This is a genomic window from Aeromonas sp. QDB23, from assembly GCF_027707745.1.
GTDB lineage: Bacteria > Pseudomonadota > Gammaproteobacteria > Enterobacterales > Aeromonadaceae > Aeromonas > Aeromonas allosaccharophila.
On the sequence record NZ_JAPCJA010000043.1, the window covers coordinates 1 to 13,481 of the forward strand.

A 13,481-nucleotide genomic window follows, 5' to 3' on the forward strand; every position below is an offset into this window, starting at 1 on the left:
ACCCCTCTGGAGGCCACGGACGGCGCGGCCTCCAGAGCACTTTGTCGTTTTTGGACGGAAAATCCCTAGAACCCCATGATCTTGTCTTCATCCAGATCGCTCACCGCCTTCTCGCCGATCCACTTGCCATCGCGCAGCACAGTGACCCGATCGCAGATCTCGAAGATCTCCTTGAGGCGGTGGGAGATATAGACGATGCCGCAGCCTTGTTCGCGCAGCTCGCGGATAACCTTGAACAGCTGCTCGGTCTCGGTATCGGTCAGCGCATCGGTCGGCTCGTCCATGATGATGACGCTGGCATCGAACGACAGCGCCTTGGCGATCTCCACCATCTGCTGTTCGCCGATGGAGAGATCCCCGAGCCGGGTATCCGGCCCATGCTTGACACCAAGTCGCGCCAGCAGGCCGCTTGCCCGCTCGCGCAGCTGTTGGTGATCGATGCTGCCAAAACGGGTACGGGGTTCGCGCCCCAGGAAGATATTGGCGGCAATCGACAACTCCGGCAGCAGGTTCAGCTCCTGATGGATGATGCTGATCCCCTGATCCTGAGAGTCGCGGGGGCCCTTGAAGTGGACCGACTGACCGCGGTAGCTGACGCTGCCCGCATCGGCCTGATAGATGCCGGTCAGCACCTTCATCAGGGTGGATTTGCCGGCGCCATTTTCACCGAGCAGGGCCATCACCTGGCCCGGATAGACCCGCAGACCCGCTTCGTCGAGGGCGCGCACACCGGGGAAGGTCTTGACGATCCCGGTCAACTCCAGAATGGGTGAGAGGGGGGAGGTTGTGCTCATTTGCAGCTTCCTTGAAGAGGCCTTCTTTGAAGAATGTCAGAACGCCACACCGGCGCAGAGGATCAGGTTGGCGTAGGGAGTCACCTCGCCGCTGCGCACGATCGCCTTGCTCTGACGGGATCGGGTTTTGAACTCCTCATGCAGACAGTATTCGATGGCGATGGGCTTGCCCTGGGCGGCTGCGTGGGCCTCAAGCTGATCGACCAGCGCCTGATGGGCGGCGGGGCTGATCTGCTTGATCTCGCTTGCCATGATCACCTTCTCCACCACCAGATCGGTGAGCAGGGCGGTCAGTATGGTTTCAAGGCTGGGCGTCCCCGCCATCAGCGCCAGATCGATCCGCTCCGGACCTGCCGGAATGGGCAAGCCTGCATCGCAGACGGTGATCTCGTCGGTGTGGCCCATCTGTGCCACCAGAGCACTCAGGGGAGCATTGAGCAGTACGCCTCGTTTCATACAGCACCTCATCAGGCCTTGGCCCGTCAATCTGTGAACCGCTAGGCAACCGGTTACGCAACCGGTTGCGTCATGGCGCAAAGATAGGCTTTTTACTAAGGAAGGGCCACGGCAAAACCACGGAAATGTGAAAACGATCTCAAAGGCGGGAGAAGAAGTGCAGGGGAGGCGGCAGGAAGGGTGTCAGCAGAGCCCTGACACCCTTGTTATTTATCGAGCTATTGATTTTATGGTTAGTTGGCCAGTGCCTTGGCGACCGCCGGACGGCTCAGCATGCGCTGATAATGATCGGCAACCTTGGGGAATTCACTGATCTCGACCCCATCGCTTTTCAGCCAGCCCGCGACCACGAACAGATAGATATCCGCCACGCTGAACTGCTCGCCCAGCACCCAGGGGCCTGCCAGATAGTGCTGCTCAATCTGGGCAAAGCCATCGCGCATATTGCTGGCGACTTTCTGCTGCATGGCGGCAATGGCCTGCTCGTCATCGGCCCAGCGGCTGCCACGGCGACCGTGGGCGTGGGAGACATGCACGGTGGAGGCGAGGAAGCTGTTGACCTCCTGCATGCGGGCCAGCAGGAACGGGTTGTCCAGCGGCGCCAGTTTGGCATCGGGGAAGCGCTGTGCCACATAAAGCAGCAGGGCCGGTGTCTCGGTCAGGGTGCCCTGCTCGGTGACAAGGGCAGGCACCCGCCCTTTGGGGTTGATGGCAAGATACGCAGGATCACGCTGCTCCCCTGCGGCGAGGTTGACGAGACGGGGTTGGAACGGGGCATTTGCTTCCAGCAGGGCAATCTGCACGGCCATGGCGCAGGTGCCGGGAGCGAAATAGAGGGTCAGATCGGACATGAATACTCCTGATTGGCTCAGGCCACCCGCAATATCGGCGAAAGATTGTTTCGCGTAACACCACGGAGGGTCATGAAAAAAGAGAGGGGGCAACGCTTGCCCCCCAACCAATCTACACCCCTGAGGGGTGATGAAAAAGTGCAGAATTAATCGACTTTGGCCGCTTTGCTGTTTGCCCACACCCTAAACCCCTTGGCCAAAACCTCGAACCAGATGTTGCTGAGCTTGATGGCATCGCTGACGACTGAGGGGTGGCAAGTTGGTACTGAAAGGACTGGGGGGGCAATAGCGCTCCCGCCTCGCGATGCACTCTATCTGTGAGAAATCATGCAGGTGGAAGACTGATGCCCGTGTGCGGGAATACAGATCCTTTTTGCGATGATCCTTTCAGGCTTGAAGGGGAGCACCGCAATTATTATCAATAAGACAGAACCTTATTCCCCATATAGCTTAATTTCCAACACATTGGCGATGGCACTGCCATTCCAGTGGTATTCCAGATGCTGGGCTTGGTGGATCTTGGTGACCAGACGGGGGCGATAGAGCACATGGCAGTTATGACCGCTGTGGCGCACAGAACGGTAGTGGATACCGTCTATCCCCTTGGTTTTCTGTTCTTGGGCGAAAGCTTGGGATTGACCATAGTTGGTTGCGTGATAAAGCGGGGTGGAGAGAAATTCCGCGCTGGTGATATCGACCAGATTGGCGTTGAACTCGGTATAGAGCACCCGCATCTGTACTTTCTGAGCGGGTTCGTTGGTGTAGCCGAACATGCGCTCTTGGTGATACACAGTCTCTTTGATGGCAGTATCGAGCAGGGGGGCGCAGTAGTAACCGCCAAAATCGCCAGTGGTGAATCGGGCTCCTTCCGGGTTGATATGGGTGAAGGCTGCCATCACATAGCTGCTGCCATTTAGCCCGACCAACCAATCCTCTTTCGGTACCAACGACAGATTACCCGCCGCTTCATTCAACCGATCATTGGTCAGTGACTCTATGGCCCAGACGGCCTCCAGTTCGTCCGCATTAGCTACGTCTTCATAGAGATCGATGGTGGGGTAGCGGCTTGGAATGATCCGATAGGCTCGCTCCCCCTTGAGTTCAATCAGTGGCGGCTCTTGCATCAGGCCATACCCCCGCGCCAGGCATGCAGACGGGTGGCCACTTCATACAAATCAGCCACGCGGCCAGCGTTCATAATGTCCATCGCGCTGCGCCCGGCAAAGAAGGGATGGCTGTTGGGTTTGCGCACCCAGCCGTAGATGCTGTCGTCGGCACTGAACAGCATCCTCAGACACTTATGGATATTGAGGATGTAGCTCATCCGTTCTTGCATATCCACGGTCAGACGGATCCCGCCGTTTGACTCTTTGTATTTGTTCAATGTTGAACGGGATGAAATGCCAAGAAGTTTCAGCTGTTCATCTGTATTGCAGTGCCACTTATCCAGGATACGGAATACCACAGGCAGTGCCTTACTGGGGTCAATGGCGCCATTTTTCAGGGCTTTTTGTGCAGTGTTGGCCATATGTCCTCCTTACTATAGTCAGCGCCAGACGGCTGTCTGGCGCGTGAAATGTTAACTTGAGTTTAGTGTAGAAGAAATGCGCACACATGTACACATTTATACATATGTGCACATATATGTTCATTCTTGGGCGTTAATCTTCTTCCTTGAGGTCACGCAAAAAACACTCAGTGGTCAGCCACTATCTGGTGTGGTCCTGGCTGGTACATTGGGTTGATTTTCTCGGCGTCTTTATTGGCCTCATTTTCGAGCCGATGGGCCAGCTTGATGGAGGCCAGACACGAGGCGCGCCATGTGTCGATCGGTGTGCTGTCGTGTTTAGGCATCGAAGAGGTGAAGATGAAAAAGGGAGCGATTGCTCCCTTAATCCATTAACCCCGTCAGGGCCGATTAACCGCTGACTTAACCGGCTTTGGCCACCATGGCTTTCAACTGCAGGAAGTACTGCTCGTAGAGGCGGGAGGCATCACCCACATCGGACTGGAACTCTCCTTTGCGCTTGATCTCGTCGCTCGGGAAGACCATGGGGTTATTGCGAAACGCCGGGGTGAGCAGGGGAATGGCATCCTTGACCGGAGTAGGGTAGCCAATCGCCTCGGCCACCTTGGCGGCCACATCGGGGCGCATCAGGAAGTTGATCAGGGCGTGGGCCTCTTTCACATGCTTGGCCTTGGCCGGGATGGCGAGATTGTCCATCCAGAGCACGGCGCCTTCTACGGGGTAGGTCATCTGGATGGAGGGGTATTCGCGCTGGGCGCCGTAGGCCGAGCCGTTCCACAGCATGCCGATATTGACCTCACCGGCGATAAAGGGGTCGGCCGGGTTGTCGGAGTTGAACGCCTTGACGTTGGGCATCAGCTTTTTCAGGTATTCGAACGCTTCGGCAATTTGCGCCTTGTCCTGGGTGTTGGGGCTGTAGCCCAGTTGCACCAGCGCGATATGGAACACCTCGCGGGCATCGTCCATCAGCAGCAGGCTCTCTTTCCACTCCGGTGCCCAGAGCTGCTTCCAGCTGGTCACCGGCTGCTCGATGATGTCAGTGTTGGTGCCGATCCCGGTTGCGCCCCAGATATAGGGGATGGAGTAGCGGTTGTCCGGGTCGTACTCGTGGTTGAGCAGGGTAGGGTCGAGGTGCTTGAAGTTGGGCAGCTGGGCGCGATCCAGCGGCTGCAGCATCCCCTCTTTGGCCATTTTCGAGATGAAGTAGGTGCTGGGCACCACTACGTCATAGCCGTCGCCATGGGTTTTCAGCTTGGCGTAGAGGGTCTCGTTGGATTCGTAGGTGGAGTAGATCACCTTGATACCGGTCTCTTGCTGGAACTGCTCCAGCAGGCCGTCCGGCACATATTCCGACCAGTTGTAGAAGTAGACCACCTTGTCGTCGGCCGCGTGAGCACTCTGGCTCAGCAGCGGGGTGGTGAGGGTGAGGGCGGCTGCCAGCAGGGCGCCGGCCTTGTGTTGGATTGTCATCAACAACTCCTTGGGGTTATGGGGCCTTGCGGCCCACCGTGACAGAGTTCGCCAAAGATGGCGGGGACGAAACAGGCTGGGTCAACCCTGCCGTTTACGCAGTAACAGTTGCGCCAGCAGCACCATCCCGAGGGAGGCGACCAGCATCAGGGTGGCCAGGGCGTTGACCTCGGGGGAGACCCCCACCTTGACCATGGAGTAGATCTTGAGCGGCAGGATCTCGTAGGCTGGGCCGGTAACAAAGGAGCTCACCACCACGTCGTCCAGCGACAGGGTAAAGGAGAGCAGCCAGCCCGCCATCACCGCCGGCAGCGCCAGCGGCAGTATGATGCGGCGCAGGATGATCCACTCGCCAGCCCCCAGGTCCCGCGCTGCCTCCAGCATCCGCACATCGAAGCCACACAGCCGCGAGTAGACGGTGATCACCACGAACGGCAGGCAGAAGGTGATGTGGGCAATCAGTAGCGACCAGAAGCCGAGCGCAATGCCGGTCACTACAAACAGGGTCAGCAGGGAGATGGCCATCACGATATCGGGGGACATCATCACCACGAACAGCATGCCGCTCACGTACTGCTTGCCGCGAAAGCGATAGCGAAACAGCGCCACGGCGGTGAGGGTGCCGATCAGGGTGGCTGCGGTGGCGGTGAGGGCGGCGATGGTCAGGGAGTGCTGGGCCGCCTGCATCAGGCTGGCGCTGGCAAACAGCTTCTCATACCAGCCCAGGGTAAAGCCGCGCCAGTCGATGCCATATTTCGACAGGTTGAAGGAGTTGGCGATCAGCACTCCGATGGGTACATAGAGATAGCCAAACACCAGCAGCAAGAACAGAGCCTTCAGTGCGCGCATCATGCCAGCTCCCCCTTCTTGCTGAGCAGCTTGCCCGCCCGCCAGTAGCAGTAGACCAACAGTGCCATCAGTACCGTCAGCATCACGCTGATGGCCGCACCAAAGGGCCAGTCACGGCTGTTGAGGAACTGGGTCTTGATCAGGTTGCCAATCAGCAAGTGCTTGGCGCCGCCCAGCAAGTCGGAGACATAGAACATCCCCATGGCGGGCAGGAACACCAGCAGACAACCGGCGATGATGCCTGGCAGGGTGAGGGGCAGAATGATCCGCATCAGCCGCTGCCAGCCGTTGGCGCCGAGATCTCGCGCCGCCTCCAGCAAACGGCTATCCAGCTTTTCGATGCTGGAGTAGAGCGGCAGCACCATAAAGGGGAGTAGCACATAGACCAGTCCGATGATGACGGCCACCTCGGTATACATCATCTGCAGCGGCCGCTCGATAAGCCCCAGATCCAGCAGCCAGCCGTTGATCAGCCCCCGGGTGCCGAGCAGCACTTTCAGCGCATAGGTGCGGATCAGGGAGTTGGTCCAGAACGGCACCACCACCAGAAACAGCAGCAGCGGGCGGATACGCGCTGGCAGATGGGCTAGCAGCCAGGCAAAGGGGTAACCCACCAGCAAGCAGATGCTTGTGGCGAGCAGCGCCAGCCAGAGGGAGTGGAGCAGCACCTCGAAATAGAGCGGGTCCAGCAGGCGGCCATAGTTGCTCAGGGTAAAGAGCGGCGCGATAAGCTCGGACTCGTCACGGGTCAGGAAGCTGACGCCGATGATCATCAGGTTGGGCAGGAAGACAAACAGTGTCAGCCAGCCCAGGATCAGCGCGATGGCCCCGTTGCGAAAGCCGTTGTGGGCAAAGCTGTGCGCTACCCGCAGATTAGTGAGGCTCATAGGGCAGCACCACCTCCCAGCTGTCAACCCAGTGGATCGCCACCTCCTGACCCAGACGGTAGTCAAAGTCGGGGTCATCCTCGTCGAAGAACCCGGAGATAAGCAGCTGTTTGCCACTTTCGAGCTCGATCACCGAATCCAGCGTCGCCCCCTTGTAGTTGCGCTCGCGGATATTGCCCCGCAGTGCGCCGCTCTGATCGTCATCCTGATCGAGAATGCGCAGATCTTCCGGGCGCAGCAGCACCAGCACCTTGTCGTCTGGCTGGAACGGCAATGTGGTATGAAGCAGGCATTCGCGCCCCTCTACCTCCGCTTGCCAGATACCGGGCTCACGCTGGCTGATCAGCTTGCCATCCATCACATTGATCTCGCCGATAAAGCGGGCCACGAACAGATTGGCTGGCGATTCGTAGATATCGCGCGGGGTGCCGCGCTGGATTATCTTGCCGCCTTCCATCACCAGGATGCGATCAGACATGGTGAGCGCCTCTTCCTGATCATGGGTAACGAAGACAAAGGTGATGCCAAGGCGACGTTGCAGCGCCTTGAGCTCGCTCTGCATCTGTTTGCGCAGCTTGTAGTCGAGCGCCGAGAGGGATTCGTCGAGCAGCAGCAGGCGGGGCTTGTTGACCACGGCGCGGGCGATGGCGACCCGTTGCTGCTGACCGCCGGAGAGCTGATCCGGGCGGCGGTTGGCCAGCTCGGTGAGCTGCACCATGGCGAGGGTCTCCTCGACCCGCTGGCGGATCTCGTTGACAGGCACTTTCTGCATCTCGAGGCCAAAGGCGACGTTTTCAAACACCGTCATATGAGGGAAGAGCGCATAGCTCTGGAACACGGTGTTGATGTGCCTGTGTTCGGCGGGGATATGGGTGATCTCGTCACCGGCCAGATGGATGGTGCCACCATCGACCGATTCGAGCCCGGCCAGCAGGCGCAGCAGGGTGGTCTTGCCACAGCCGGAAGGGCCCAGCAGGGTAAGAAATTCACCGTCATAGATTTCAAGGTCAAGGTCACTCAGGATCACCTTGCCATCGTATTTTTTGCTGATCTTGTTCAGCGCGACAATTACCTGTGGATTGTTCATCATCCGCCAGTCTCACCCCAGCCAGTGGCCATCGTGTTGAAAGAGGGCCGCATTCTATGCAGCCAATCCATGAAATCAAAGGCTTTTTGGCCCGAATTAGCCGCAACTGCGCAGGAAAAACGGCTACGAATAGCAGACCAAATCGCTATAATGTGCCACCTGATTTGGTCGTTTTCGATATTGGATAGTCAATTGAGTAATAAAATGCGTATTGGCGGCTCCCTTGAGCAGTCTCTGAACCAGGGCTACCGCCTTGATCTGAAAGGGGTCATCCAGGAGGGATGGCAACAGACCCGCCGTACCGGATTTGGCCTGCTGCTGGCGATTGTCGGAGTGACGGCGATCTGGATCCTGCTTAGCAATGTGCTGCTGTTGCCCTATCTGGGGGATGACAGCCAGATGAATGTGGCCATGGTGCTGAGCTTGCTGATGACGGTGGTGATGGCCCCCATGACCAGTTCCCTCGATATGCTGGGGTTGCAGCAGTCGGTCGGGGTGCGCGCCCGCGCCAACCAGGTGTTCGACTTCTTCCGCCACTTTGTACGCCTAGGTATGTTGAGCCTGCTTGGCAGTCTGCTCACCAGCCTGTTTGGCCCGCTATTCGATCTGCTGGGATTGCCCGCCGTACTCTCTTTCATCCCCTCGGCCCTGATCGGCATGGGGCTGCTCTTTACCGTCCCGTTGGTGCTGGAGCGTGGCCTGACGCCGCCCCAGGCCATTCTGGTTTCTCTCAAACTCTTTGCTCGCGGCTGGCCCAGCATTGTGCTGTTCCACGGCGTGATGACCGCGCTCTTCTTCCTGGCTCTGATCCCCATGGGGTGGGGGCTTATCTGGGTGGCACCGCTCTATTTCAACTGCAAGGGGATCCTCTATCGGGATCTCTGCGGGGTGGGGGTAGAGGTTAACGAGGTGACAGAAGGCCCCAACCATTTCAATGCATGATGCAAAAGGATGTTGAATGACCCGTCGATATGGAGTGACCAAGGCTGTGCGCCAGAGTCTGCTGGCCACGCTCTTGCTGCCTGGGCTGGCGCTGGCTGAGCCGGTGCTGGATCTGCAATACAGCACCTTCTACAGCCAGATGAAGACCTTTGCCAAAGGGGAGTTTGGTCACGCCAGACTGGGGTTTTATCTGACCGATCCGCAAAATGGTCAGCGCTGCGGCCTCACCTTTGCCCGGGTTGCAACCGACAGCAAGGAAGTGGCGGGCGAGGTAACGGTCGATAGCGAACTGCGCCTGCCTTTTGATGAGGATCTCAACCTCGACAAGGGGATCGTGACCGTTGGCCTGAAAGAAGAGCACGCCACATGCGATATGACGGTACAGGTGATGGCCGATGCGCCGAACGGACCCGAGCTGCCGCTGGCCGAGCTGGCGGCCCGTCAGCAGCAGATGCAGTCGCTGCTCGACAAGATGGCGGGCATGGTCGGCAAGCACTTCCTGCCGAAGATGGAAGGGGTACGCATTACCCTGGTGCAGCAGAGCGGAACAGCTTATCTGATTGATGGCGCCCGTCAGGAGGCGCTGTCCTGGCAGGAAGGCCACCTGCAGCTGAGCAATGAGCAGCTGGCCGCGTTCGCTGCCGGGCAACTGCGCCTGCAGGGTGACGTGCTGCGACTGACCCCCTGGCTGCACAAGGGCTGATGCCGATGGTGTTGTCACGTTGGTAACAGGCAGATCAAGAAAGTAAAAAAGGAGCGATGATCGCTCCTTTTTTATTGCGTGGCGTTTGCCCTGTGAGCGCGGCTTAGCGCACTTCAATCACATCCAGCATGTCCATCTCGTCGATATCCAGCAGCGGCGCCTTCGGCATCTCGGGCGGATCAAACGCCTTGTCGCCACCATCGATGATGCCGGAGTCGCGGTTGATGCTCTTGAAGTCAAACAGCTTGTGATCGAGCAGGTGGCTCGGGATCACGTCCTGAATGGCGGTGAACATGGTCTCGATACGACCGGGGAAGCGGCGATCCCAATCCTGCATCATCTGCTTGATGGCCTGACGCTGCAGGTTCTCCTGCGAGCCGCACAGGTTGCACGGAATGATGGGGAAGGCTTTGACGTCAGCGTAGCGGATCAGATCCTTCTCTTTGCAGTAGGCCAGCGGGCGGATCACCACGTTCTTGCCATCGTCGCTCACCAGCTTGGGCGGCATGGACTTGAGCTTGCCACCGTAGAACATGTTGAGGAACAGGGTCTCGAGGATGTCGTCGCGGTGGTGGCCAAGGGCAATCTTGGTGCAACCCAGCTCCTGGGCGGTGCGGTAGAGAATACCGCGGCGCAGCCGTGAGCAGAGGGAGCAGGTAGTTTTGCCTTCCGGCACCTTCTCCTTGACGATGGAGTAGGTATCCTCTTCGACGATCTTGTACTCGATGCCGAGGGAATTCAGATACTCGGGCAGCACATGCTCGGGGAAACCGGGCTGTTTCTGATCCAGGTTGACGGCAACCAGATCGAAATGGATGGGGGCGCTGGCTTTGAGGCTCATCAGTATGTCGAGCATACCGAAGCTGTCCTTGCCGCCGGAGAGGCAGACCATGACCTTGTCGCCCTCTTCAATCATGTTGAAGTCGGCAATGGCCTGACCCACGTTGCGCCGCAGGCGCTTCTCCAGTTTGTTAAAACTGTATTTTTCTTTGGCGTTCAGCTCTTCTAGCATGCTCGTAAAACCCGGGACACAAATAAGCGCGTTATTATAGCCATGTCCCGGGGGAGGGCAAGGTGCCAGGCACCTTATGATTGATTGCGACGACTGTCGACCGGGCAGCTGTAGTCCGCCGGTTTGAGGATCAGGATGTCGCAGGAGAGGCGGTCAATCACATGTTCGGCGGTATTGCCGAGCAAAGCAGCAGAAAGCCCGGTACGCCCTACACAGCCCATGATCATTAAAGTTGCCTTGAGCTCTTCGGCCATATCCGGCAACACCTCTTCCGGCAGTCCTTCTGCTACCCGGGTCCAGAGATGACCAATCCCGAACTTGTCGGCATGGCTCAGCAGCAGGCTTTCATGATGTTTACGGATAGCCTCGTTATAGGCGTTGGGGTCAAACTCCGGCAGCTCGATGGCTACGTTGACCGGTGTACCCGGATAGGTGTTGACCAGATAGAGGTTGGAGCCCAGCAGCTCGGCGATATCGCTCCCCTCCTGGGTGATCCGTTCATTGAGCAGTTTCTGATCCGGATCGTCACTTGAGCAGTTGATGGCGGCGATGATATTGCCGCCCCGTTGCCAATGACCCTCCTTGACCAGCAGCACCGGACAGGGGCATTTGCGCAGCAGATGCCAGTCGGTGGGGGTAAAGATGAAGGTTTGCAGGAAGCTGTGATGGTGGGTGGCCTTGACCACCAAATCGTGGTGCTGCTCCAGTACCTCCTGAATGACACATTCGAAGGGGCGATTGTGCCAGACCACCTTCACCTCGCAGGCGATCCCCTGTGCGCGATAGGGGGTCAGGATCTCGTCCAGCCACTCACGTCGCTGTGAAATGACGCCGTCGCGCATCTCTTGCCGCTCGTCCACCGAGAGCATGGCGGTCATTTCATACGAGAAGTCATAGATGGTGAGCAGCAGGGTCAGATGGGCGTTTTCGTCCAGCTCGGCGACTTTGACTGCCCGTTCGAGGGCGATTTGACGCTCCTCTTCTGGATTGATAACCACCAGAATATTCTGATATTTGACCATCTTCTCCTCCTTGGAAAAGTCCAATGACAGCAGAATGTTAGCTATTACAGCTTAGCGCAGGAGGAGGGTATCGGGAACGTACCGGATCACATTCCAGAGGAAAGGATCCGGCAGAGAAAGCGGGATTTAAGACGTGTGCTTAGCCACAGGCTGGTCGGGTTGCACCGGCCATCATGCCAAGGGCGACCTGATCCAGCACGGTAATGTATTTGCCTTTGACGCTGATAAGACCGGACTTCTGGAAGCGGCCGAGCAGACGACTGATGGTCTCGACGGTCAGCCCCAGATAGTTGCCGATATCGCCACGGGTCATGGAGAGACGGAACTCCTTGGCGGAGAAGCCGCGCTCGGAGAAGCGCACCGACAGATTGTGCAGGAAGGCGGCGAGGCGCTCTTCGGCATTTTTCTTGGAGAGCAGCAGGATCATCTCCTGATCGCCCATGATTTCGTTGCTCATCAGACGCATGATCTGCTGACGCAGCTTGGGCATCTTGCCGGAGAGATCGTCGAGCACTTCAAACGGGATCTCGCACACCATGGCAGTTTCCAGCGCCTGGGCGAAGGAGGGGTGTGCCTGCTTGTGGATGGCATCGAAACCGACCAGATCACCCGCGAGGTGGAACGCGGTGATCTGCTCATCCCCTTGCTCGGTGATGGTGTAAGACTTGATGGTCCCGGAACGGATGGCATAGAGCGATTTGAACTCGTCGCCAGCCTTGAACAGCTCTTCACCCTTCTGGATCGGTTTTTTGCGCTCGATGATGCTGTCCAGCTGATCAAGCTCGTTGTCGTTCAGAGTGAAGGGAATACAGAGCTGACTGATGCTGCAATCCTGGCAATGAATTGCACAGCCACCGCTCTGGATACGTCTGCCAGGTTTCTTTTCCGGGATCATAGGCTCATACGAAGAATTGATTTATATCAAACAAGTTTACCATCAACTCATCCGTTTTGGATAGGGTTTCAAAAGGAAGCAATGCCAATCCACAGGGTATGCACCCCGAACAAAATGAGCAGCAGGGCACCACCAAGGCGCAAACTGCGCAGGGTGAGCCAGTATCTCAGGCGATCGGCAAGCCCTCCCAGCGCGAACAAGGTGGGCAGGGTGCCGAGGCCAAAAAAGAGCATGATCAGCGCCCCGCCACTGGCTGAACCCGCCGCCGCGCTCCAGGTCAGCATGGAGTAGACCAGCCCGCAGGGAAGCCAACCCCACACCATGCCAAAGGGCAGTGCCTGCAGCGGTGAGGTAAAGGGGAGAAACTTGCCCGCCAGCGGTTTGATTCGGGGCCAAAGCCTGGCGCCGAGCCGCTCCAGCAACAAGATCCCTTGCCACCACCCCGCCAGATAAAGGCCAAGCGCAATCATCAATAGCGCCGCCACCAGGCGCAATCCGGCGATGGCGTGTTTGCCAGCGCCCAGCTCGCTGGTGGTCGCCAGCAGCCCGCCAGCCAAGGCGCCTGCAATGACATAGCTCAGGATCCGGCCGAGGTTGTAGTTGAGCAGATAGCCGAGTCGTCCCCAGAAGTGCTGCTTGTTGGCGGGGATCGCCATGGAGAGCGCGGCGGAGACGCCACCGCACATGCCGATACAGTGGGCAGAGCCTGCCAGTCCTACCAGCAGGGCCCCGGCCAGATCAAGGTTGTGGGTCATGGTCAGCAGGCTTTGCGGGTTTGCGGGCGGGCTGCTCTTCGTCAAACAGGATGTTGGAACCCTGCCGGTCGAGATCTTCAAACTGCTCGGAGCGAATTGCCCAGAAGAAGACGACCCCGGCGATGATCACAAACAGGATGGCGATGGGGATCAGGACAAAAATTATATTCATGAGAGGTACCTTGGCGTTCATCCTTGGCAAGCGTCCCCTATGGTAACCCTGTTCGGGC

Annotated in this window: 15 protein-coding genes and 1 pseudogene; 2 read left to right on the forward strand and 14 right to left on the reverse strand. The window is 58.1% G+C overall.

Annotated elements, in window-relative coordinates:
- Window positions 1–74: 74 nt before the first annotated feature.
- The 9 genes and pseudogenes from PG888_RS16635 to potA form a co-directional block, all read right to left on the reverse strand.
- Window positions 75–794, reverse strand: a pseudogene (locus tag PG888_RS16635) (ATP-binding cassette domain-containing protein); the annotation flags it as partial.
- Window positions 795–830: 36 nt separating this feature from the next.
- Complete coding sequence (rbsD, locus tag PG888_RS16640) at window positions 831–1,250, reverse strand: D-ribose pyranase (protein ID WP_042061678.1); 420 nt, start codon at window positions 1,248–1,250, stop codon at window positions 831–833.
- 233 nt (window positions 1,251–1,483) lie between these two features.
- On the reverse strand, window positions 1,484–2,101 hold the full coding sequence (locus PG888_RS16645) for a glutathione S-transferase family protein (protein ID WP_042061676.1): 618 nt from the start codon (window positions 2,099–2,101) through the stop codon (window positions 1,484–1,486).
- A 434-nt stretch (window positions 2,102–2,535) separates the two neighbouring features.
- Window positions 2,536–3,225, reverse strand: coding sequence for an RES family NAD+ phosphorylase (locus tag PG888_RS16650; RefSeq protein WP_182937465.1), 690 nt, complete (start codon window positions 3,223–3,225; stop codon window positions 2,536–2,538).
- Complete coding sequence (locus PG888_RS16655; RefSeq protein ID WP_005336648.1) at window positions 3,225–3,629, reverse strand: MbcA/ParS/Xre antitoxin family protein; 405 nt, start codon at window positions 3,627–3,629, stop codon at window positions 3,225–3,227. Before PG888_RS16655 ends, PG888_RS16650 begins: the two co-directional genes overlap by 1 nt.
- A 402-nt stretch (window positions 3,630–4,031) precedes the next feature.
- Window positions 4,032–5,099, reverse strand: coding sequence for an extracellular solute-binding protein (locus PG888_RS16660; RefSeq protein ID WP_201992192.1), 1,068 nt, complete (start codon window positions 5,097–5,099; stop codon window positions 4,032–4,034).
- A gap of 81 nt (window positions 5,100–5,180) precedes the next feature.
- Complete coding sequence (gene potC, locus PG888_RS16665; RefSeq protein WP_005336644.1) at window positions 5,181–5,951, reverse strand: spermidine/putrescine ABC transporter permease PotC; 771 nt, start codon at window positions 5,949–5,951, stop codon at window positions 5,181–5,183.
- Window positions 5,948–6,835: a spermidine/putrescine ABC transporter permease PotB gene (potB, locus tag PG888_RS16670; protein WP_270693864.1), complete on the reverse strand. Its 888-nt coding sequence runs from the start codon at window positions 6,833–6,835 to the stop codon at window positions 5,948–5,950. The genes potC and potB overlap by 4 nt, the downstream gene beginning before the upstream one ends.
- Entirely contained in the window at window positions 6,822–7,925 is a 1,104-nt protein-coding gene (gene potA, locus PG888_RS16675) for a spermidine/putrescine ABC transporter ATP-binding protein PotA (RefSeq protein ID WP_270693863.1), read from the reverse strand. Before potA ends, potB begins: the two co-directional genes overlap by 14 nt.
- A gap of 201 nt (window positions 7,926–8,126) precedes the next feature.
- Here potA and PG888_RS16680 point away from each other — a divergent pair, with 201 nt between their 5' ends.
- Both PG888_RS16680 and PG888_RS16685 read left to right on the forward strand, forming a co-directional pair.
- The gene (locus PG888_RS16680) at window positions 8,127–8,864 is read left to right on the forward strand and encodes a hypothetical protein (RefSeq protein ID WP_270693862.1); all 738 of its coding nucleotides are present in this window, start codon (window positions 8,127–8,129) and stop codon (window positions 8,862–8,864) included.
- 16 nt (window positions 8,865–8,880) lie between these two features.
- Window positions 8,881–9,567 (forward strand): DUF2987 domain-containing protein, encoded by a 687-nt coding sequence (locus PG888_RS16685; RefSeq protein ID WP_270693860.1) that lies wholly within the window; start codon window positions 8,881–8,883, stop codon window positions 9,565–9,567.
- 103 nt (window positions 9,568–9,670) lie between these two features.
- On the opposite strand, the gene ttcA is transcribed toward PG888_RS16685, so the two are convergent.
- From ttcA to ccoS, 5 genes are all read right to left on the reverse strand, one after another.
- Window positions 9,671–10,579 (reverse strand): tRNA 2-thiocytidine(32) synthetase TtcA, encoded by a 909-nt coding sequence (gene ttcA, locus PG888_RS16690; protein ID WP_270693859.1) that lies wholly within the window; start codon window positions 10,577–10,579, stop codon window positions 9,671–9,673.
- Window positions 10,580–10,653: 74 nt separating this feature from the next.
- A complete protein-coding gene (gene uspE / locus PG888_RS16695) occupies window positions 10,654–11,601 on the reverse strand; it encodes a universal stress protein UspE (RefSeq protein WP_182937456.1) in 948 nt (315 codons plus the stop codon).
- Between the two features lie 139 nt (window positions 11,602–11,740).
- The gene (locus PG888_RS16700) at window positions 11,741–12,496 is read right to left on the reverse strand and encodes an FNR family transcription factor (protein ID WP_042062338.1); all 756 of its coding nucleotides are present in this window, start codon (window positions 12,494–12,496) and stop codon (window positions 11,741–11,743) included.
- Window positions 12,497–12,564: 68 nt separating this feature from the next.
- Entirely contained in the window at window positions 12,565–13,251 is a 687-nt protein-coding gene (locus PG888_RS16705; RefSeq protein ID WP_270693857.1) for a sulfite exporter TauE/SafE family protein, read from the reverse strand.
- Complete coding sequence (ccoS, locus tag PG888_RS16710; protein WP_042657770.1) at window positions 13,235–13,423, reverse strand: cbb3-type cytochrome oxidase assembly protein CcoS; 189 nt, start codon at window positions 13,421–13,423, stop codon at window positions 13,235–13,237. The genes PG888_RS16705 and ccoS overlap by 17 nt, the downstream gene beginning before the upstream one ends.
- Window positions 13,424–13,481: the final 58 nt, after the last annotated feature.